At 73.1% G+C, this 21761-nt stretch carries 16 protein-coding genes; 4 read left to right on the plus strand and 12 right to left on the minus strand.

The features are described from left to right. Entirely contained in the window at positions 1-432 is a 432-nt protein-coding gene (locus QJ852_17430) for a CBS domain-containing protein (protein ID WGX94935.1), read from the plus strand. A 21-nt stretch (positions 433-453) separates the two neighbouring features. Here the strand turns inward: QJ852_17430 and QJ852_17435 are convergent, their stop codons facing one another. From QJ852_17435 to QJ852_17465, 7 genes are read right to left on the minus strand one after another with little or no spacing between them, the layout of a single operon-like run. Beyond that, positions 454-2931 (minus strand): transglutaminase-like domain-containing protein, encoded by a 2478-nt coding sequence (locus QJ852_17435; GenBank protein ID WGX94936.1) that lies wholly within the window; start codon positions 2929-2931, stop codon positions 454-456. Then, a complete protein-coding gene (locus tag QJ852_17440) occupies positions 2928-4214 on the minus strand; it encodes a DUF58 domain-containing protein (GenBank protein WGX94937.1) in 1287 nt (428 codons plus the stop codon). Before QJ852_17440 ends, QJ852_17435 begins: the two co-directional genes overlap by 4 nt. Before the next feature lie 4 nt (positions 4215-4218). Beyond that, positions 4219-5190, minus strand: a complete 972-nt coding sequence (locus QJ852_17445; GenBank protein WGX94938.1) for a MoxR family ATPase — start codon at positions 5188-5190, stop codon at positions 4219-4221. 56 nt (positions 5191-5246) lie between these two features. After that, a complete protein-coding gene (locus QJ852_17450; GenBank protein ID WGX94939.1) occupies positions 5247-11384 on the minus strand; it encodes an Ig-like domain-containing protein in 6138 nt (2045 codons plus the stop codon). Further along, on the minus strand, positions 11381-12895 hold the full coding sequence (locus QJ852_17455; GenBank protein WGX94940.1) for a serine/threonine-protein kinase: 1515 nt from the start codon (positions 12893-12895) through the stop codon (positions 11381-11383). The genes QJ852_17450 and QJ852_17455 overlap by 4 nt, the downstream gene beginning before the upstream one ends. A 1-nt stretch (position 12896) precedes the next feature. Next, on the minus strand, positions 12897-14039 hold the full coding sequence (locus QJ852_17460; GenBank protein WGX94941.1) for an FHA domain-containing protein: 1143 nt from the start codon (positions 14037-14039) through the stop codon (positions 12897-12899). After that, positions 14036-14866, minus strand: a complete 831-nt coding sequence (locus QJ852_17465) for a protein phosphatase 2C domain-containing protein (protein ID WGX94942.1) — start codon at positions 14864-14866, stop codon at positions 14036-14038. The genes QJ852_17460 and QJ852_17465 overlap by 4 nt, the downstream gene beginning before the upstream one ends. Positions 14867-15012: 146 nt before the next feature. Between QJ852_17465 and QJ852_17470 the strand changes: the two genes are divergently transcribed. Further along, a complete protein-coding gene (locus tag QJ852_17470) occupies positions 15013-15384 on the plus strand; it encodes an FKBP-type peptidyl-prolyl cis-trans isomerase (GenBank protein WGX94943.1) in 372 nt (123 codons plus the stop codon). Here QJ852_17470 and QJ852_17475 read toward each other — a convergent pair whose 3' ends face one another. The 3 genes from QJ852_17475 to QJ852_17485 all read right to left on the minus strand — a co-directional run bounded on the left by QJ852_17475 (position 15385) and on the right by QJ852_17485 (position 18652). Next, the gene (locus QJ852_17475; GenBank protein ID WGX99475.1) at positions 15385-15618 is read right to left on the minus strand and encodes an RNA-binding S4 domain-containing protein; all 234 of its coding nucleotides are present in this window, start codon (positions 15616-15618) and stop codon (positions 15385-15387) included. Between the two features lie 151 nt (positions 15619-15769). Next, on the minus strand, positions 15770-17029 hold the full coding sequence (locus tag QJ852_17480) for a DUF445 domain-containing protein (protein ID WGX94944.1): 1260 nt from the start codon (positions 17027-17029) through the stop codon (positions 15770-15772). 177 nt (positions 17030-17206) lie between these two features. After that, positions 17207-18652 (minus strand): MFS transporter, encoded by a 1446-nt coding sequence (locus QJ852_17485; protein ID WGX94945.1) that lies wholly within the window; start codon positions 18650-18652, stop codon positions 17207-17209. A gap of 77 nt (positions 18653-18729) precedes the next feature. Between QJ852_17485 and QJ852_17490 the strand changes: the two genes are divergently transcribed. Next, positions 18730-19323, plus strand: a complete 594-nt coding sequence (locus QJ852_17490; protein ID WGX94946.1) for a TetR family transcriptional regulator — start codon at positions 18730-18732, stop codon at positions 19321-19323. Beyond that, positions 19323-20000 (plus strand): Pr6Pr family membrane protein, encoded by a 678-nt coding sequence (locus tag QJ852_17495; GenBank protein WGX94947.1) that lies wholly within the window; start codon positions 19323-19325, stop codon positions 19998-20000. Before QJ852_17490 ends, QJ852_17495 begins: the two co-directional genes overlap by 1 nt. Positions 20001-20100: 100 nt before the next feature. Here QJ852_17495 and sigJ read toward each other — a convergent pair whose 3' ends face one another. Beyond that, on the minus strand, positions 20101-21003 hold the full coding sequence (sigJ, locus tag QJ852_17500) for an RNA polymerase sigma factor SigJ (GenBank protein WGX94948.1): 903 nt from the start codon (positions 21001-21003) through the stop codon (positions 20101-20103). Next, positions 20996-21733: a 3-beta hydroxysteroid dehydrogenase gene (locus QJ852_17505; protein ID WGX94949.1), complete on the minus strand. Its 738-nt coding sequence runs from the start codon at positions 21731-21733 to the stop codon at positions 20996-20998. Before QJ852_17505 ends, sigJ begins: the two co-directional genes overlap by 8 nt. Positions 21734-21761: the final 28 nt, after the last annotated feature.

The following is a 21761-nucleotide window of genomic DNA, read 5'->3' on the forward strand; positions in this document are numbered from 1 at the left end:
ATGCGCATCGCTGACGTGCTCGGTTCGAAGTCGCTTCGCGACGTGGTCTCCATCGCTCCCGAGGCAGGGGTGCGCGAGCTGCTCGCCACCCTCGCGGAGCACAACATCGGTGCCGTGGTGGTGAGCACGGACGGCACCTCGCTCGACGGCATCGTGTCGGAGCGCGACGTCGTCCGGCACCTGCACAGCGACGGCACCGTCATCAACAACGTCGTCTCGGCGATCATGACCACCGAGGTGAGCACCTGCTCCCCCGACGACGACCTCGACGACGTGCTCCAGGTGATGACCGAGCGCCGGTTCCGGCACATCCCCGCCGTCGAGGACGACCGGGTGGTCGGGATCGTCAGCATCGGCGACCTGGTCAAGCACAAGATCGACCAGCTGCAGTTCGAGCGCGACCAGCTCGACAACTACGTGCACCAGTCCTGACCGGGACCGCTCCGAGGCAGGTCAGCGCCGCCGGAAGGTGGGCATCCGGCGCACGAGACCACGCAGCCGCACCACCGGGCCGAGACCGAGCAGTCGGCGGCCCGCGCCGCGCACCCGGCGGCCGACGGACGACCGGACCCGGTCGCGACCGGCCCGCCAGGGCACCGAGGCGAGCGAGAAGCGCGCCAGCAGCCGGCGCCACCACGGGGTCGCCTTGCGCATCCGGCGCAGCGCGGTGTCGACGTCCGCCCAGTAGGCACCCGCCTCCTCCGCACTGGGCTCGCCCGCGCCGTAGACATGGCGGTCGGCGGTGTGCGCCAGGGTGACGACGCCGACGGCCGACAGGTCGGGATACCGCTCCGCGGCGGCGTACGCGCTCTCCCGGCGGGTGGCGCCCGGCGCGGGACGTACGCCGAGGTCCCGCATCCGGTCGGCGAGCTCACGCCAGGCCCCGCTGAGCCTGGTGGCCGGGTCCCCGGACCGGCGACGGCGACGCCGACGCAGGAACTTGTAGAGGAGCACGCCCCACAGGGGAGACAGCAGCAGCGCGACCTTCACGACGTCGAGGACGATGCCGAGGATGGTGCCGAGCACCGCGAGGACGTCGAGCTCCTTGCGCTGGCCGTCGCCCTGCTGGAGGTTGTCGCTCGCCTCCTTCGGCTCGCCCGGCACCCGCGGCGGCTGGAGCACCTGCGGCTGCGGGTCCTCGTTCGGGTCGTCGTTGGGTCGACGGAGCTTCTTGTCCTCCGGCGGGGTCGGGTCGAGCGGGACCCAGCCGAGTCCCTCGAGCTTGACCTCGGTCCAGGCGGTGATGTTCTCGCCGCGGACCTCCCCTCCCCCGGGCGGCACCTTGAAGCCCATGACCACCCGGATGGGGAGGCCCATCCGCTGGCCGATCAGCGCCATCGCGGCGGCGTACTGCTCGGCGTTGCCGACGGGTGTCGCCGTCTTGGCGAGCACGGCCAGGCGGCTGGCGCCGTGGCCGGCGGGTACGTCGTCGTCGATGCCGTCGGAGTAGAAGCCGTGCTCGCGGAACGAGTCGCGCAGGAACTGGGCGAGCTCGCCGCCCGTCCCGCCGCTGAACCCGTCCTCGGTCTGCCACCGCTGGACCCGGTCGACCAGCTCCTCGGGCACGATCGCGGGCGCGGGCAGTGAGACCGAGTCGTCGGCCGCGAGGACGGAGGTCTCCTCGTCGGCGGGGTCCGGCGGCGCGGTCGCCTCGACCTCGAAGGTGGTGCCGCGCTCGACCCCGCCGATCTGGGCGACGGTGCCGGTCTGGCGGTTGATGACGAGCTCCCCGGCGGCGTCACCGTCGGGGCGGCCGTTCCGGATCGGCGTCAGCGCCAGCGTGTCGCCGACGCTGGGCACCCACACGCCGGTGTAGTCGTTGATCGTGATCCGGCCGTGGACGGTCGCCTTCGCGTTGGCGTCCGGGTCGTTGCGCAACCGCCGGAAGGTGCCCGAGTCGTGGACCGATCCCGGGCCGCCGGAGACGTTCCACACGATGCCGTCGTAGGTGTCCATGACCGCCAACCGGACCAGCGACCCGCTCTCGAGCCCGTCGACCGTGAACAGGGACGTGCTGGTCCGCAGCGGCTCCTTCTTGTACGCGCGGAACTTCGCCAGCGGGCTCGGGTAGTCGTGGGGATCGAACGGCGGGTCCACGTGGTCGCGCAGCACCACCCGGGTCGCGTCGGGGTCGGCGGTCGCCCCCAGTCCGGCCGCGGCACCGCCGGCGACCCCGACCACGGCCAGGGTCGCGAGCACCCGGCGTCCCCAGCGCTGCCGCACATGTCGCAGCGAGCGCCAGCGCAGCCAGACCACGCCGACGACGGCCACGACCAGGCCGCGGGTCAGTGCGGCCTGGGCACTGATGTCGCCGAAGGCGGACGCCAGGACCAGGATCAGCCCCAGGACCAGCCCGGCGAGCCCGGACCACCGCGAACGCCAGAGGAGGACGGCGGCGACCAGCCCGCCGAGCAGCCCAGTGGCGAACGGGACGATCAGCACGACGCCGTTCTCGCCGAGCGGCACCGGCAGGGTCAGCGCCTCGCGCCACGTGTGCACCAGGCCGACCACGAGGTCGCGCAGCGAGTCCGCGGTGGGCAGCAGGCCGCCGCGAGCGCGGTCGGGGACGACCACGGCCGACCCCGCCCCGAGGTACGCCGCGGCCGCGGCCAGGGCCGTCGACCAGGGACCCCAGCGCCACCGGGCGCCGAGGTAGGCGACCACCACGCCGAGGCCGAGCCCGAGTCCGACGGCGAGCAGCCAGCGGTCGCCGGTGTAGGCCGCGCCCAGCGGCCAGGCGCAGAGGATCCCGAGGCCGACGACGAGCGCGGCGTCGACGAGAACCAGCCACCACGGCGGCAGCGCACCCCGTCTCCGGCGCCGGTCGGGCACGATGAGAACGGGGCCGCTCCGGCTGGCGGAGCGGACCGGAGGCGCGACCGGGCCGTGCCCCGGCGGGGTCGCGGGGCGGCCCAGGTGGGGTGAGGTCATGCGGACACCCGTCGTACGGCGACGCCGAGCTCCTCGAGGCGGCCGACCGTGGCGACACCGAGGTCGCCCAGCCAGCGCACCGAGGGCTCGTGGCCGACCAGGCAGCGCACCGCGATCACCCGGGTGTCGACGGGCAGGAATTGCCGGGCCCGGCGCAGGTCGGTGATCGTCACGCCGAAGCCGATGCACAGCACCATCACACTGGCGGCGAGCTCGCCCGCGCTGAGGTGGCGGGTCACATCGACCAACCGGCGCGCCTGCCAGTCGTAGGTGAGGCCGGACAGGCCGTCGAGGAAGCGCTGGGCGCTGGCCGCGGGAAGCGACGCGTGCGACGCCACGGCACTGAGCTGCTGGCCGTCCGCGAGCGCCTGGGTGCCGAGCGAGCCGGCGACCGAGATCGCCAGCTCGAACTCCTCGTCGCTGGAGTAGTCCTCCAACCGGGAGCTCACCATCGTGAGCAGGTGGGAGCGCCGGGTCTCCTCGAACTGGCGGACCATGAGGGTGCCGGTCTTGGCGCTCGACTTCCAGTGGATGTGGCGCCGGTCGTCGCCGGCGACGTACCCGCGCAGCGCGTGGAAGGAGACGTCGTTGTCGGAGACCTTGGGCACGGTGCGGCCCTCGAGGTCGCGGATCAGGCCGGCGGCCGATCCATCGACGCGCAGCGTCTTGGGATGCACGTACAGCGTGTCCATCTCACTGAGGTGGCGCTCGCGGCGCAGCAGCCCCAGCGGGTCGGCCCGCACGGCCGTGACCGGTCCGACGTCGAGGACCGCGCGGTGCGCGGTGGGTACGGCGAACAGCTCCTCGTGCTCGGCGCCGGGTGCCAGACCAGGCAGCTCGAAGGCGGCCCGTCCCGCGCCGACCGGGAACTCGACGACCAGGGAGCGCGACCGCCGTGCGCTCGGGTTGGCGACGGTGAGGTAGCCGTTGGCCCGCTCGCCCACGATGACCCGGTCCCGGGCGAGGTCCAGGCGCGCCAGCAGCGGGAGGCGGCCGACCACGAAGACGATCGCGATGAGCAGGACCAGGGCCAGGAAGATCCCGCCGACGAGCAGCTCGCGCCAGCGCAGCAGTGGCCCCGCCACCAGCAGCGCCAGCGCCATCGCGCCCACGACCCAGCCGGCCGGGGTCACCGTGCCCGTGACCGGGGCGAGGGCGTGCCGGACCCGCCGGGTGCGCTCGGCGAGGTCGTCGCGCAGCCGACCGCCCAGCGCCTGCCGGCGCCGGGAGAGATCGGTGAGCAGCCGGCGCGCGCCGGACACCCAGGAGCGGGGTCCCTTCATCGGTTCATCGGCCGGCGGGCTCCAGGGGGACGGAGACGCGCTCGAGGACCCGGCGGACGACCTCCTCGGTGGTCGTCCCGCGGAAGTCCTCCTCGGGGTCGAGGACCATCCGGTGCGCGAGCACCGGGACCGCCAGGGTCTTGACGTCGTCGGGGACGACATAGCTGCGGCCGTAGGACAGCGCCCACGCCCGAGCCGCGCGGACCAGGGCCAGGCCGGCCCGGACACTGGTGCCGAGAACGACCTCGGACGCCTCGCGGGTGCCCTCGGTGATGCTCGAGACGTACTCGTAGATGCCCGCCTCGACGTGCACCTGCTGGGCCAGCCGGATCAGGTGGAGCACGTTGTCGCCGCTGATGATCGGGCGCAGCACGGTCGCGGCCTTGCCCTTGGGCGCGTTGGCGAGGATCTGGACGGTGTTCTCGTGGTCGGGGTAGCCGAGCGAGGTCTTGACCAGGAAGCGGTCCAGCTGCGCCTCGGGCAGCCGGTAGGTGCCGGCCTGCTCGATCGGGTTCTGGGTCGCGATCACCATGAACGGCTGGTCGACCTGGTGGGTCACGCCGTCGACGGTGACCTGGCTCTCCTCCATCACCTCGAGCAGCGCCGACTGCGTCTTCGGCGAGGCGCGGTTGATCTCGTCGGCGAGGACCACGTTGGAGAAGATCGGCCCCTGGTGGAACTCGAACTGCTGGCTGCGCTGGTCGAAGATGGTCACGCCCGTCACGTCGCTCGGGAGCAGGTCGGGGGTGAACTGGATCCGGTGGTGGTCGCCCTGGATGGTCTGGGCGATGGCCCGGGCCAGTGAGGTCTTGCCCGTGCCCGGGTAGTCCTCGAGGAGCAGGTGGCCCTCGGCCAGCAGGGTGACGAACGCGAGCCGGACGACATCGGTCTTGCCGACGATGGCCTGCTCGACGTTGGCGACCAGCTGGGCGAAGGTCTGCGAGAACCACTCGGTCTCTTCGGTGGTGAGCGACATGGTGTCCTTTGCGTTCGGGGTGGTTCGTGTCGTCCGTGGGCTGGGGGCGGTGCGAGTCAGCGCGCCGGGGTGTTGCGGCTGATGCCGCCGGCGGTCACCGTGGCGTAGCCGTGGCCGGTGACCCGGCAGTTGGTCTTGCCGCCCGCGATGTAGTTGAACGAGCCGGGCTGGGTGGTGACGAAGGTCGGGCAGTTGTCGGTGTTGACGACGCTCAGCCCGTTGAGGTCGACCCGGACGGGATGGGAGTCGACGAACCCGGCGCCGGTCACCCGCACCACGCACGACGCGTCGGCCTCGTCGCTCGAGCAGTTCAGGGTGATCCCCAGCTCGCGCTCCCTGGAGATGCCCGTGAAGGTCTTGACGTCGCTGTAGCGGCGGCCGTCGTCCGGCGCGTCGGAGACCGTCCGGGCCTTGATGGTGATCGAGGTGTCGCCCTGGTCGACGCGCTGCTGGAACCGGGACTTGTCCTCCCAGTTCGTCCCGTCGAGGCTGTACTGCACGCCGGTGACGGGCCTGCCGTTGGCCGTGCCCTGCTCGATGTCCAAGATGACGTAGTAGTACTCGCTGCTGCGCAGCGTGTCGACCTCGGGGATGCCCGGCTTGCCCCAGGTGTCGACGCCCGACACCGAGCTGGACTGGCCGGGGACCGCGTCGTTGCCGTTGTAGGCGACCGCCCAGACCTTGACCTCGTGGCTGCCGTTGGTCGGGAAGACGAAGTTGGCACCGCCGCCGGGGGCGGCGTTCACCGTCGTGGACAGCCCGTCGTTCGACTGGACGACGTAGTGGCGGATCGTGAGCCCCCCGTCGTCGGCCGGCGCTTCCCAGGCGAGAGTGGCCGTCTTGTCGGCCGTCGAGTCGCCGATCTCGCGCAGGTTGCGCACCGGGCCCGCCTTGGTCCACGGCCGGCCCGAGACGCTCGGGCTGCGGTCGCTCGTGCCGGCGTCGTTGGTGGCCGCCACCGTGAAGGTGAACGTCTCGCCCTTCCGGATGCCGTCGGCCGGGTCGAAGGTCTTGGACGACGTCGAGGCGTCCACGACGTACTGCGGCCGCGAACAGCCGTTGCACGTGATCGTGTAGCTGCTGACGGCGTTGCCGTTGCTCTGCGAGTCCGACCACTTCGACCAGTCGATGCGCACCCACGGCTGCTGGTTGTAGGGACTGTCCTCGCTCGCGGTCAGCTGGGGCGGGGCGCCGGAGCGCATCGGGACGCCGAACGGGGCGACCGCCTTCGACGCCCCGGAATACTGCCGGCGCGGCTCGACGTCGTTGACCGCACGGATCTCGAAGGCGTACGGCGTGCCGTTGGTCAGGCCGGGGATGACCATCGAGGTCGCATTGCCCGGCGCCTGCAGGGTCCGGCTGCTGCCGGCCTCCTTGATCTCGTAGGCCGTGATCGCCGAGCCCTCGTTGGCCGGTGGGGTCCAGCGCAGGGTGAGCTGGCGGTCCATCCGGTTGCCGGTCGGCTTGGACTCGTTGACGATGACGGGCGGCGTCATCAGGTCGGGGGCCTTGTTGGGGACGATCTCCTCCGACGGCGGGCTCTCCTCGCCCCACCCCTCGCTGTTGTGGGCCACCACCGTGAAGGTGTAGGACTCCCCCGGCGTGAGGTTGACCAACCGGCAGGTGGTCGGGATGCAGGTCTGTCGGAAGCCCTGGGAGCCGCGGACCTCGTACTCGTCGATGGCGGCGCCGTTGGCCTCGGGCTCCCGCCAGGTGAGCACGGCGGAGGACGCCTCGACCGAGGAGAGGGTCGGTCGCTGCGGCGTACCGGGCACGTCGAGCACCTCGACGGTGATCCGGGCGGTGATCTCGCGGGCCCGGTCACCGGAGGCGTCGGCGACGGTCACCTTGATGGTCGACGTCCCGGTCGCGGTGGGCGTGAAGGTGACCACGGAGCCGTCGGCCTCGAGATCGGACAGCCCGTTGCCCTCGAGGCGCGGGTTGCTGGCCTCGATCGGCTCACCGGGGTACGGGTTGACGGCGTAGTCGGACAGGTCGACCGCCATCGACTTGCCCTTCGTCGCCGGCACCGTGATCGGCGGGACCTGGAGCAGCGGGCGGTCGCTGTCGACGACGTGGACGGTGACCGTCGCCTCGTCCTGCCCGCCGTGGCCGTCGTCGGCGACGACCTGGACCTGCAGCGCGTCACCGTCCTTCGGGCCGCCGCCGGCCTCGATCGACAGGATGCTGCTGTCGGACCCGATCCGCGCGTCCAGGCCCTGGCCCGCGGACTGCACCGTCCACCGCATGGTGGCCAGGTCGTCGGGGTTGGCGTCGCGGGTGAGCCCGGCGAGGTCGACCTCCGCGGGATCGCCGTCGACCGTGACGTCGACCGCGGCGTCGCGCATCACCGGCGCGACATTGCCCGAGGGCTTCACGTCGATCGGGATCGTCAGCAGGGACGTCAGCGCGGCGTCCTCGGCGGCCGTCCGGCCGTCGCTCACCTTGACGGTCACCGACGCGGGGCCGACGTGGTCGCGGGCCGGCATGAACTCGAGCGAGGTGGGCTCGCCCTCCACGGGCTCCACACTGCCGTTGACAGCACTGGCCAAGGAGTCGGGCGCGATCTGCGGCTCCCGGCCGGCCCGGGTGACCACGAGGTCCTTGAGGTCGAAGATCACCGGCTCGCCCGCCACGGCCCGCACCGGGACCCGGTCCTTGTCGGTGGTCAGCTGCGGCGGCACGTTGTCGGTGCCGGTGACGTAGATGACGCCGAAGGTGCCCGTCGACTCCTCGTCGGCGTCGTCGAGGCTGTAGAGCACGACCTGGTCCTCGGCCTTGAGCCGGACCCGGACGGCGGCCTCGCCGACGACCTCGCACTCGCCCCGGCTGCCGGCGTCGCAGGCGGTCACGCGCAGGTCGGCCTTCGCACCGTCGAAGTCGAGGTCGTTGTCGAGCACCGGGATCTCGACCTCGGCGCCGGGCTCCTTGCCGATGATGTCGCCCAGGTCGGCCACGTCGTCGCGGGCGATGGGCGCGTAGAAGGGCGCGTCCTTGCTCGCCAGCACCTTGAGCACCGCATTGTCCCGGGCCCCGGCGGCGTCCTCGATCGTGTAGCCGATATTGGTCGCCTGGGAGCCGGTGTCCGGGGCGCCGCCGACGTCGAGCTCGATGAAGCCGTTCTCGTGCTCGGCCGGCGTGGTGCTGTTGATCTCGGCGATGCGCAGGGGGTCGTCGTCGGGGTCCACGTCGTTGGTGAGGACGTTGTAGGAGATCGTGCGGTCGGGCTGGACGAGGACGCTGTCGTCGAGCGCGACCGGGGGCTGGTTCTCCGTCTCCTCCGGTACGACGCCGACGCGCACCTCGGCGACGCCGGTGGCGCCGTACTTGTCCTGCACCAGGATCTGGAAGAAGTCGGTGCCGTTCTTGCCCTCGAACGCCTCGTAGCGGATCCAGTCGACGCCGGTGTCGAGGACCCGGCCCAGGGACGGCGCGGTGAGGATGCTGCGGAAGGTCACCGAGTCACCGTCGGGGTCGGCCCCGACGAGGTCGACCGAGATCACCTTGGGTCGGCCGGCGATCACCCGGTCGATGATCGGCTGGGGCAGGGGTGGATGGTTGTTCTTCGCCGAGTCGGCCACGACGTAGACGCTCACCTCGGCGGTGGCCTTGAGCCCGTCGGCGTCGCGCACGCCGTAGAACGCCGAGTAGGTGCCCGGCTCGTCGGGGGCCCGCAGCCGCAGCGTGTCGCCGGCCACCCAGATGTCGAGGTTCTGCGGGTCCAGGTCGGACTGGAACAGCCGCGGCTTGCCGCCGTCGGGATCGGAGTCGTTGTCGAGCACCGGGATCGTGGTCACCGAGCCCGCCCGGACCGTGACCTGGTCCTTGTTGGCGACCGGGTGCCGGTTCTCCTGGGTGGAGCGGCGCTGGGAGACGACGAGCTGGCCGATGGCGGAGCTGCGGCCGTCGGACACGACGTAGTCGACCGTCGCCTGCTGGCCCACGATGTCGGTCGCGGAGCTGATGACGGCGAGCCTCTTGTCGACCACCGACACCTTGACCCCCGGGATCGACGGCCGGCCGATGCGCTTGACGACCAGGACGTCGCCGTCGGGGTCGAGGTCGTTGAGGAGCAGGTCGACCTGGGCGGTCCCGCCCGGGGTGATCACGGCCTTGTCGCGCACGGCGACCGGGGGCCGGTTGTCCTTGGGCGGCGACTCGATGTCGAGGCGGATGAAGGACGACTCGGTGGCCGAGGAGTTGTAGGCGGTGTACTCCAGGTAGTAGCTCTTCGCCCTCGACGAGAAGAAGGTGAAGGTGCCGGACTCCAGGTCCTTGGAGATCTTCGTGCCCTCGTCGTCGCCGACCACCTTCACGCCCTTGAGCGTGAGGTCGGTGCCCTCGGGGTTGCGGTCGTTGGTGAGCGGCTGGACCACGACCTGCGTGCCCGCGACACCCGAGGCGAGGTCCGGCACCAGCTCGGGCGGCGCTGCGTCGTCCAGGATGTCGACCGCCAGCTTGCCCACGAAGCTGTCGACGCCGTCGTCGATGGTGTACTCGATCTCGCTCACCGGCGACCCGGTGCCGTCGTCGGTGAAGGTGATGGTGCCGTCGGGCCGGTACTCGACCTCGCCGCCGGGCGCGGTGGCGTCGGTCAGGGTGAGGTCGTCGCCGTCCATGTCGTAGAAGTCGGCGAGCAGGTAGTAGCTGGACGAAGCGCCCTTGGCGACCCGGAGCCGGGGGTCGCGGTCGTCCATCTTCCGCGGCCGCTCGTTGCTGCCGTCGGTGCGGATCTGCAGCCGGACCTCGGCCCGGACCTCCTCGTTCACCCGACCGTCGGTGACGTAGTAGTAGAACGTCGACAGCCCCGTCGCGTCGGCGGGGACCGCGACCTGGAGCTGGGTGCCGCCGCCGACGATCCGCACCTCGAGCTCCGGACCGCTGACGTGCTGGGTCTTGGAGATGCTGATGATGTCGCCATCGGGATCGTGGTCGTTGAGCGCGACGACGGGCAGCACGGTCGAGCGGCCGGGACGCGCGCCGAGGTCGTCGTCCTGGGGAACGGGAGCGCGGTTCTCCTGGTCGGGGACCTCCTCGGTGGTCTCCTTGAGCTTCGACTTGTTCTGGTTCTGCGGGTCCACCGCCGGCCAGTTGTCGATCTTCGCCTTGCCGGGGTCCTGGACCAGCCAGCTGTCGCCGGTGCGGGTGTCGTTGAGGACCACCACGTCGCGGTTGACCCGGAACCGGAGATCGGCACCCTCCTCCATGCCGGGGATCGGCGAGGTGTCGTCGTCGGCGGTGCCCGGGCAGTCGCGCAGGTAGTTTTGGGGGGACGTGGCATCGGACCAGGCGGCGTACACGCAGCCGGTGTTGGTCATCTGCACCGGCGCCGCCGGACGGCCGGACACGTCGCCGCGGCCGGCGTCGGACAGCTCGCCGCCGTCGACCGGGGCGACCTGCAGACCCTCGACGGTCGCGACGTACACGTCGTCGCTCTCACCGGACGGCTGCTGGAGCTCGAGGCGGGAGGGATCGGCGGTCTCGACGACCACCGGGTCCGTGCCGGGACGGCTCAGCTCGAGGCTGTTGCGGTTGAAGAGCACCGGGGTGTCGCCGACGACGGTCAACGCCACCATCGCGGGGTCGGTGCCGACGTTCTCACCGAGCTCCATCGCATCGCCGGCCACGGCGTTGCCTGCCTCGTCGAGGGTGTACGGCGTGACCCGACCGTCGCGCCCCAGGACATAGGCCCGCCCGTCGGTGCCGACGGCCGCCCGCAACGCGCCCTTGAGGTCCGGCGGCGTGGCCTTGGCGGAGAAGCCGCGGAACCGCTCGGCCGCGCGGACCCAGGCCCGGCCGGTCACCGGGTCGACCACGGCGAAGGTGGAGCCGCCGTTGGCGACCACGGCCCCGCTCGGCAGGCTGGTGGGCTCCAGCGCGGCGGCGTGGGGGATGTCGACCTGCTTGACGGCGCGGTCCGAGGACGCGTCGTCGACGTACAGGCTGGTCGCGCGCTGAAAGATGTCAAACTCGACGCTCCCGGACTCGACGCCGAGGTCGAGCTCCTTGATCTGCGGGTTGAGCCGGGCCACGAGGCCGAGGTCGCGGTTGGTGACCCAGACCCCGCCGTCATTGAGCTCGACCTCCGTGAACGGCTTGCCGTCGTGCTGGTAGGCCAGCACGACGAGGGTGCCGAGCCCGAGGGCCAGCGCCGTCGCGGACGCCGTCCTGCGCCACTTCCGGAGCACGCTCATTCGCCGACCGCGCAGAGCTGGTCGGAGAGGGCAGACGGCGGACTCCCGGCACGGGACAGGACCACCTGGATGCACGCCGTCGCGCCCCGCTCGACCTCGAGGGTCTTGCTGGTGGCCTCGGTGTACTCGGGCTCGGTCTGCTCGACGCCGTCACCGGTCAGCAGCACCTTGAACTCGTCGCCCTCGCGCGGGTCCTGCTGGGTCCAGACGAAGGTCACCCGGTGGCCCTTGACCGACTTCGTCACCACCGGCGCCGGCGGCACGTCGATCAGCTCGACCGGGTCGGGCGGGTCCTCGCCGCGCAGCGGGCCGTCGTCGGGGTCGCCGTCGCCGGCGGCACCGGCCAGGAGGGCGTAGCCGACGGCGCCGAGGAGGACGGCGACGACCACCCCGATGCCGATCCGGGCGGGTCGGCCGAGGCTGCGCTCGTCGGAGCGCTGGGGTGCGGGACGCCGCGGGCCGCCGCGGCGCGACGAGCCGGCGCCCGTCGTACCCCGGCCGCCCGTGCTCCCGGGGGCCCCGGAGCCCGGCGGGTGCTCCCCGTCGGGGGAGCCGATCTGGCCGGGCCGGTCCTGGACCGCCGCCGGGATGATGACCGAGACCGGGCGGACCAGGGTCCGGGCGTCGTTGGGGTGCTCGTGCCCCAGGGCCGACGGCGAGGCGTCCATGACCTCGAGCCGGGTCGGGGACTGCCGCAGCTCGATCTGGACGTCCTGGAGCTGGCGGCCGAGCACCATCGCGGACACGGGGCGCTTGTCGATCTCGACCGACATCGACCGGCGCAGGACGTCGACCAGCGAGGCAGGGACGTCCGGGCGGCGCAGCGGGGTCAGCTGGCCGCGCTCGATCCGGGTCATCAGGCTCGCGTTGTCGTTGGGTGCGTCGCGGCGCTCGAACGGCGGGTGGCCGATGAGCAGCGAGTAGAGGGTCGCCGCGAGCGAGTAGACGTCGCTGCGGACGTCGTGGCTGTCGGCGCTCAGCGACTCCGGCGGCGACCACGGGATCGACAGGCCCTGGGCGCCGGCACCGGTCTCCCCCACGACCGAGGCGATGCCGAAGTCGGTGAGCAGCGGGACGCCGAAGGTGCTGGTGAGGATGTTGTGCGGCTTGATGTCGCGGTGCAGGATCCCGGCGCGGTGGGCGGTCTCGACGGCGCTGGCGATCTTCACGCCGATGTCGAGCACCTCGCCGACCGACAGCGGCTGGGAGCGGTAGCGCTGGGCGACGTGCGGGGGCGGGCAGTACTCCATGACCAGGAACGCCCGGCCGTCGGAGCTCACCCCGGCCTGGTAGATCGGCACGATCGAGGGATGGCTCGACAACTGCGCCATCACGTTGGCCTCGGCCCGGAACAGCTCGATGGAGGCAGCGTCGCTGCCGCTGCGCAGCACCTTGATCGCGACCTGCCGGGTCGGCAGCTCCTGCTGGTAGCGGAAGACGTCGGCGAAGCCGCCCTCGCCGACGAGGTCGACGAAGGCGAAGCCGGGGATCTGCGGCGCGTGCAGGGTCATCTCAGGCGTCCTCCGGCGCGGGGACGACGGTCGCCGTCAGCCCCTTCGAGAGCGTGAGTACGTCGCCGATGGCGACCTCGGTCGCCACCCCGCGGTCCAGCGGCACGGGGACCCGGCCCTGGCGCGCCAGCAGGGTGCCGTTGGTGGAGCGGTCGGTGACGGTGATCCGGGTGCCCTCGGCGGCGACCTCCAGGTGGGTGCTGGAGACATAGGGGTCGTCGAGGGTGACCAGCGCCGGCAGGTTCTGGCTGCCGCCGACCTGCTGGATGCGCGGGCTGCGCCCGATGAGCACCCGGCGGCGTACGGGAACGGTGCGGCCGGTCGAGAGCGCCAGCGCCACCACCGGCCGCTCCGGCACGACCGGGGACGGGGCGGCCGGCGGGACGGCGGAGGCGGCGCGCAGCGCCTGCAGCTGGGCGGGGGTGATGGTCCGGCCGTCGTGCTCGGCGGACTCGGGCACCGCGGCGACCGGCGCCGGCCAGCCCGGTGGCGGCGTGGACGGCGGCGGCGTGGCCGGCGGTCGCATCGACGGGGGCATCGGCGGGGGCACCGGCGGGGCCGGCGGCGTGGCCCGGCTGCCGCGGACCACGGTGTATTCGGGCGCGAGGGGTGCGGACGGCGCGGCCGGCGGCGGCGCCTGGGGCGGCGTGCTGCTCAGGCTGGCCGGGCTGCTGGCCGGGCTGCTGGCCGGGCTGCTGGCCGGGCTGCTGGCCGGTCGCACCACGGGACGCCAGGTCACGCCGGCGCTGCGGACCACGCCCCCGGCGAGCGGCAGGGTCGGGCCGGTGGCCGGCGCACCCAGCGGGACGACCTCGACCACGGCGCCGGGGGTCAGGGTCGCGGAGGCCTCGGTCCACATCGTGGCGTCGCGGCCGTCGACCGAGAACCCGTCGACGCGGACGACGAGTCCGCCGCGGATCAGGATCCGCGCCTCGGCGCCGTCGACCCGGACGGCGGCGAACTCGGGCAGGGCCCGCAGGTCGCCGCGCGAGAGCACCTCGACGATCGTCGGCGCCTCCAGGTCGCGCTCGACGAGCAGCGCGACCTCGGCGAGCCGGTCGGGGGTGGAGACGACGACGCCCTCGTGGGTCACGAGGGTCGCGAGGTCGCCCGGGAGATAGGTGGAGGGCGTGCCGGGGCTCATCCCACCCCCCGTGGGCAGGGCTCGGTGTCCTCGGAGGCCGGCGCGACCGGGCCGCCGGGACCGTCGGCCACGACGTCGACCAGGACCACCGTCACGTTGTCGTGGCCGCCCGCCGCCACCGCCGCGTCGACGAGGGTGTGGACGGTCAGGTCGGGCGAGCGGCCCTCGGAGAGGATGTGCAGGATCGCGGTGTCCGACAGCTCCGAGGTGAGCCCGTCGGAGCACAGCAGCAGCCGGGACCCGGGCTCGGCGGGCACCAGCGCGAAGTCGGCCTCCGACCGGGTCAGCGCACCGATCGCCCGGGTCACCACGTGGCGCTCCGGGTGGCCGAGCGCCTGGTCGCGGGTGAGGCGGCCCGCGTCGATCAGCTCCTGGACCACCGAGTGGTCGGTGGAGATCTGCTCGAGGACGCCCTCGGCGTACGTGTAGGCCCGGGAGTCGCCGATATTGGCGAGCAGCCAGTAGCCGCGGCCGTCCTCGAGGACGTAGGCCGCCGTCACCAGCGTCGAGCCGGGCGCGGAGCTGAACTCCGCGGCCAGCGACGCGACCCGGTGCTGGGCGGTCGCGATGGCGGCCTCGACGTCGGCGGGCTGCACCTCATGGAGCGAGGCCAGGGACTCGAACGACTCGACGACCAGCCGGCTCGCGACATCGCCGCGGGCGTAGCCACCCATGCCGTCGGCGACCAGGAAGACGGGCGGCGCGACCAGGGAGGAGTCCTCGTTGACGCTGCGCACCCGCCCCGGGTGGGTGCCCGCCGCATGCACCAGGCGCGTCGCCCGTCCCGGCGACGACCAGGACTCGGCACCCGTCACGCTGACCCGCACCGCTCGACCCCCGAGACCCGTCCCATGCCCCATCCACCCACCGGCTGGGACGCTGGAGGGCAGCCTAACCCGCGGCAGGGCGTCGTAACCCTATCGACGGGACACTCGCGCTCCGGCCCCCGAGCACCTCCTATTAGGCTGACGGGATGAGCGAGAAGCCCGAGATCGACTTCGTCGACCCCACCCCGCCCACCGACCTCGTCATCACCGACCTCACCGTGGGCGAGGGCGCGGAGGCCACCGCGGGGAGCACCGTGTCGGTCCACTACGTCGGCGTGGCGCTGTCCACCGGCGAGGAGTTCGACGCGTCGTACAACCGCGGCACCCCGCTGCAGTTCCGCCTCGGCATCGGCCAGGTCATCTCGGGCTGGGACACCGGCGTGCAGGGCATGAAGGTCGGCGGCCGCCGACAGCTCGTCATCCCGCCGCACCTCGGCTACGGCGACCGCGGCGCCGGCGGCGTCATCAAGCCGGGCGAGTCCCTGATCTTCGTCGTCGACCTGCTCGAGGTCCGCTGACTACCAGGGCAGGTTGTCCGGGACATCCTCGTCGGACACCCGGGCGGCCTGCCCCTGCAGCTCCACGACGTCGCCGAGGACCAGCTGGCGGCCCCGGCGAGTCTCGACCTCGCCGTTGACCCGGACCAGGCCGTCGGCGATCACCGGCTTCGCCTCGGCACCGGACTCGACCAGGTTCGCGAGCTTGAGGAACTGACCGAGCCGGATCGACTCGTCGCGGATCGGGACGTCCATCGGTTCAGCCACGGGAACAGCCTAGGATCGACCCGTCGCGTTCAAACGCGCCGGGTCGGCAGTCCCACGACGTTCAGATGCGCCGGGTCGGCAGTCCCACGACGTTCAGATGCGCCGGGTCGGCAGTCCCACGACGTTCAGACGCGCCGGGTCAGTGGAGGACGACGGACCCCGTGTGGATCAGCACGCCGACCAGGCCACCCACGATGGTGCCGTTGATCCGGATGAACTGCAGGTCGCGGCCCACGTGGAGCTCGATGCGGCGGGCGGCCTCCTTGCCGTCCCAGCGCTCGATGGTGTGGGTGATGACGGCGGTCAGCTCGGCACCGTACCGATCGACGGCGAACACCGCGGCGTCGGCCGCGAGCCCGTCGAGGCGGGCACGGAGGGCGGCGTCGGAGCGGAGCCGGGCGGAGGCACCCTCGATCTCGACCAGCAGCCGGCGGCGTACGGCGCCTTGCGGGTCGCCGAGCGAGGACAGCAGTGCCTTGCGCAGCGCCTGCCACAGCGAGATCGCGCTGGCGATGACCGCCGGGTGGTCGAGGACCCGGTCCTTGAGCCGCTCGGCCCGCTCCTGGGTCGCCGGGTTGGTGAGCAGGTCCTCGGCCAGCTGGTCGAGCATCGAGTCGAGCGCCCGACGCGCGCGGTGCTCGGGGTTCTCCCGGATCTCGGAGAGCCAGCGCACCATCTCCAGGTGGAGCCGGTTGATGACGTAGGTGTTGACCGAGTCCGGCGCCCACCACGGCGCCCGCTCCCCCAGGACCTCGTGGACCGTGTCGGGGTTGGCGACCAGCCAGCCGTGCATCTCCTCGAGCATGAGGTCGACCAGGCCGTGGTGCAGGTCGTCACGGATCGCCTCGGCCAGCAGCCCGCCCAGCAGCGGCGCGATCGGCTCCTCGCGGAAGCGCGGGACGAGGGCCTCGGTGACGAGCGCCTCGATGTGGTCGTCGCGCACCTTGCCCAGGGCCAGCGCGGCGAGCTCGGAGCCCTCGGTGACCACCCGCTCGGCGTTGGCGGGTACGGCGAGCCAGTCCCCCACCCGCTGCGCGACCTGTACGCCGAGCACCCGCTCGCGGATGATGTCCTCCTGCAGGAAGTTCTCGCCCACGAACTCCTCGAGCCCCTTGCCGAGGTCGTCCTTGCGCTTGGGGATCAGCGCGGTGTGCGGGATCGGCAGGCCCAGGGGGTGCTTGAACAGGGCCGTCACCGCGAACCAGTCGGCGATGGCACCGACCATCGAGGCCTCGGCGCCCGCGTTGACGAAGCCCCAGACGCCGTCCTCGCCGAGCGTGGCGACGTAGACAGCGGCGGCGAGCAGGAGCAGGGACACCGCGACCGTGCGCATCCGGCGCAGTGCGCTGCGGCGGACGGCATCGGCCGACGGGTCGGACGGGATCAGCGGGCCGGACACGCGCCCATCCTGACCTACCCGAGGCACCCGCACCCGCATCGCGGCCCCGGAGCGATGCTCCGGGGCCGCCACGAGGCGGGGCGGAACCCCCCAGTCACCGCGGTGCCTCGCTCGCCCGATCAACGATCAGGCGCGGGAGAGGTTCCGGACCCAGCCGGTGAGGTGTGGGCGCGGTCCTCAGCCGGCCACGGCACCCCGTGAGCGCGGCACCAGGGCGGCGAGCAGGACGCCGAGGAAGGCGGCCGCCGCGCCCACGCCGAAGCACACCGCGAAGGCGCCCTCGGTGGGCAGCGCGTATCCGCCGACGTCGACGGTCGAGGCGGTCAGGACGGCCGCCATCACCGCTGCGGAGGCACTCGTCCCGATCGAGCGCATCAGCCCGTTGACGCCGACCGCCGAGCCGGCCTCGGCGAGCGGGACCGACTGCAGGATCAGGGTCGGCATGGCGGCGTACCCGATGCCGACGCCGGCCGAGGTGATGCAGCTGGCGACCATCAGCTGCCAGGGCGCCTCGGTGAGGAAGAGCGCGAAGAGGTAGCCCAGGCCGAGCACGGTGCCGCCGACCATCAGCGTCACCCGCGCCCCGACCACGCGGATCAGCCGTCCGGAGACCGGCGAGAACACCATCATCACCAGCCCGCCGGGCGCCATCCACAGTCCGGTCTCGAGCAGCGTCTGCCCGAGGCCGTAGCCGGACGCGGCCGGCGACTGCAGCAGTCGGGGTACGACGATCGCCTGGGCCATCATGCCGAAGCCGATCGCGATGGCGGCGACGTTGGTGAGCAGGACGGGGCGACGGGCCGAGACGCGCAGGTCGCACAGCGGGTCGGCCACCCGCAGCTCGTAGCTGCCCCACGCGAGCAGGACGAGCACACCGGTCACGAGCAGGCCGAGCGTGCGGCCGTGGCCCCACCCCCACTCGTTGCCCTTGGAGACCGCGACCAGGACGGCCACCAGGCCGAGCGCGAGGCCGAGCGCCCCGACGGCGTCGAACCGCCCGGGCGTGGCGTCCCGCACGTGCGGCACCAGCACGACGACGGCCAGCGCGACGACGGCGGCGAGGCCGGTCGACACCCAGAAGAGCGTGTGCCAGCTGAAGTCCTCGACGATCCAGGCCGACAGCGGCAGGCCGATCGCGCCGCCGACGCCGAGGGTCGCGCTCATCGCGGCCATGGCGGTCGGCGTGACGCGCGGCGGGGTGACCTCGCGCAGCAGCGCGATGCCGACCGGGATGAAGCCCATCGCGAGGCCCTGGAGCAGGCGGCCGGCCAGCATCGGGACCAGCGTGCCGCTGAGCGCGCAGACGAGGGAGCCGAGCACGAGCAGCAGGGCGCTGACCACGAGGACCCGCTGCTTGCCGTACAGGTCGCCGAGCCGCCCGGAGATCGGCATCGCGACCGCGCCGGCGACCAGGGTCGCGGTCACCACCCACGACGCATTGGCCTCGGAGGTGTGGAGCAGCCGGCCGAGCTCGCCCTGGATCGGGATGACCATGGTCTGGGTGAGCGAGGCGACGAGACCGCCGAAGCACAGCACCGCCACCGTGAGGAGGGGTGAGCCCGGCGTACCCGCGCCCGCGGTTGCGGGGGCGCCGGTCGCCGGCGCGGAGGAGGAGGCAGTCACGACCGCTGAGTCAACGGTGTTGACCCACCCCGTGTCAACACCGTTGACGGATCCCGGCCATGCCCTACGGTTGCCGTGTGACGCACCCCTCCCCCGACGCGAGCCGGCTGCGGCCGGCGGGCCTGGCCACCCGGACCGCGATCGAGGACGCCGCGCGCACCCTGTTCGCCGAGCGGGGCTTCGACGGCGCGTCGGTGCGCGGGATCGCCGGCGAGGCGGGGGTCGACCCGGCGCTGGTGATCCGCCACTTCGGGTCCAAGGAGGCCCTCTTCCTGCGCACCGTCGACACCTCGCTGGGCATCGGCTCGGTCCTCGACGGGCCGCTCGAGGACGTCGGGCGGCGCCTGGTGGCCTACTTCCTCGACCCCGACCGCCCCGTCATCCGCCAGCGGTACGTCGCGCTGGCCCAGGCCGCGCACCACGACCAGGTCCGTGAGGAGATGAACCGGCACACCGCCGAGACCTACGTCGCCCCGCTGGCCCCGCGCCTCGCCGGCGCGGACGCCGAGCTGCGCGTGGCGCTCGCGGTCGCCCAGCTCGCCGGCCTGCTCGACCTGCTCTTCCTGCAGCGCGACCCCATCCTCACCGCGGCCGACCCCGCGGCCGTCATCGCGACGTACGGCGACGCCATCCAGCGCCTGCTCACCCCGCCCGCTCCCGAGGATGCCTGATGCGCGGCGCCCGCGGCTGGCACATCCTGACCGCCGCGATCACCATCGCCGCACTGCTCCTCCAGCTCGTCCTGGTGCTGCAGGGCGGCCGGGTCCTCGACGAGGCCGAGCCGCCGGGCCTGGGCCTGCGTCTGGCCCGGTTCGCCGCCTACTTCACCATCCAGAGCAACCTGCTGGTCGCCGTCGCGACCACGATGCTGGCCCGCGACCCGCTCCGCGACGGCCCCGCCTTCCGGGCCCTGCGCCTGGCCGCCACCGTCGGCATCACCGTGACCGGACTCGTCCACTTCCTCCTGCTCCGACCGCTGCTCGACCTGCACGGCGCCGACTGGCTGGCCGACAAGCTGCTCCACATGGTGGTGCCGCTGGTCGCCGTCGTCGGCTGGCTCGCCTTCGGCCCGCGCCCGCGCATCGACGGCCGGGCGATCGCGGTCGCGTTCGGCTGGCCCGTGGCCTGGCTCGCCGTCACCCTCGTCGTGGCGGCGGCGACCCGGTGGGTGCCCTATCCGTTCCTCGACTTCCGCGAGGAGGGCTGGGGCTCGGTCGTCGTGGTCTGCCTCGGCATCACGGCGCTGTTCGCCGCGCTCATCGCGGGCTTCCGGTACGCCGACCGCCGGCTCGCCCGCTCCGGTGCTCCCGCGGCCGACGGCCCGCTGCCGGGCCGGGCCGGGCCGTAACACGCCGTCCATCGCAGTACCCGTCGCTTCTCCGCCAGTATCGCCCCGCCCCGGGCCGTTCTCGTGCTGACGACCGCCGACCAGTCGGGTGGACGGCGTGTTACTGCCCCGCGGAGCGCGCGTCCGCCGCGGCCAGCTTCGCCGGCGCCCTCAGGATGTCGACGCGGGTGGCCCGGTCGCCGGCGACGGTGAGCACGATCAGCGAGGTCAGCACACCGTCCTCCCGCAGCCCGATCGCGGGCGCGCCGTTGACGCCGAGCAGCTCGATCTCGACCTGGTCGACGTACTTGGCGACGAGGCCGGCGAGGAAGCGCGCCGACCGCTCGGCCCCATGGACCGGGCGACGGGCCGCGCTGACCGCGCCTCCGCCGTCGGAGGTGACGACGACCTCGGGGTCGAGGGTGGCGATGAGGGCGTCGAGGTCGCCGCCGCCCGCGGCCGCGAGGAAGCGCCCGAGGACCGCCTCGTGCGCGCTCCGGTCGACCTCGAACCGGGCCGGCTGCGCGGCGAGGTGGGCGCGGGCACGGGACGCCAGCTGGCGCACGGCGGCCGGGGTGCGGCCGACGACCGAGGCGACCTCGGCGAAGCCCATGCCGAAGACGTCGTGCAGCACCCAGGCGGTCCGCTCGGCCGGCGAGAGCGACTCGAGGACGACCGCGAGGGCGTAGCTGACGGTCTCGTCGAGGGTCACCCGGTCGGCGGGATCGGGGGCGGTGTCGACAGGGTCGACATAGGGCTCGGGCAGCCACGGCCCGACGTACTCCTCACGGCGGACCCGCGCCGAGCGCAGCACGTCCGTGGCGGCGCGGGCGACGGCGACGGTGAGCCATCCGGCGAGGTCACGGATCTGCTCGCGGGCATCGGCCTCGACCAGCCGGGGCCAGCAGTCGGCGACGACGTCCTCGGCCTCGGCCCGGCTGCCGAGGATGGCGTAGGCGACGCGCACCATCCGCGGGCGGAGGGCGTCGTACTCCTCGGCGAGGCCCGCCCGCGCGTCAGGCACGGGCGAGCCACTCGTCGAAGGTCTCCCGGCCCAGCGTGGCATCCGGCCCCGGCAGCAGGCCGCCCGCCCTGGTCTGGCGCCCGGCGCGGCCGACCATCGGCACCGGGACGACGACGCGCCGCGAACCCCGCGCACGGAGCACCCGGCGCACCATGACGTCCATCGCCTCGGGCCGCGGTCCGGCGAGGTCGGGCAGCAGCCCGGCGGGCCGGTCGACAGCGGTGGCGACCAGCTCGACAGCCACCTCACGGGCGGCGATCGGCTGGGTGCGCATCCGGAGCCCGAGCGCGATCGGTCGCGGGCTGCGGTCGACGATCTGGCCGGCGAACTCGTGGAACTGCGTCGCGCGCAGCACGGTCCAGGGCAGCGGTCCGGCCGCGACCAGGTCCTCCTGCCGGCGCTTGCCGAGGTAGTAGGGCAGGTCGACCCGGTCGCAGCCGACGATCGAGAGGGCGACGTGGTGGCGCACCCCCGCCGCGGCGCCGGCGGCGAGCAGCTGCCCCGTCGCCGTCTCGAAGAAGGCGACGGACCGCTTCGCGCTCATCGTCTCGACGTTGCTCGTGTCGATCACGGCGTCGACGCCGTCGAGCACCGCCGCCAAGCCGGTGCCCGTCGTCAGGTCCACGCCCCGCGACCGAGCGATCACGACGGGCGTCGCGCCCGAGCGTCGTACCTCCTCGACGACCATCGCGCCGACCAGTCCCGTGCCGCCTGCGACGGCGATCCTCATCTCCATGCCTGGAGGACGAGACGGGTCG

Source organism: Nocardioides sp. L-11A (assembly GCA_029961745.1).
Classification (GTDB): domain Bacteria; phylum Actinomycetota; class Actinomycetes; order Propionibacteriales; family Nocardioidaceae; genus Nocardioides.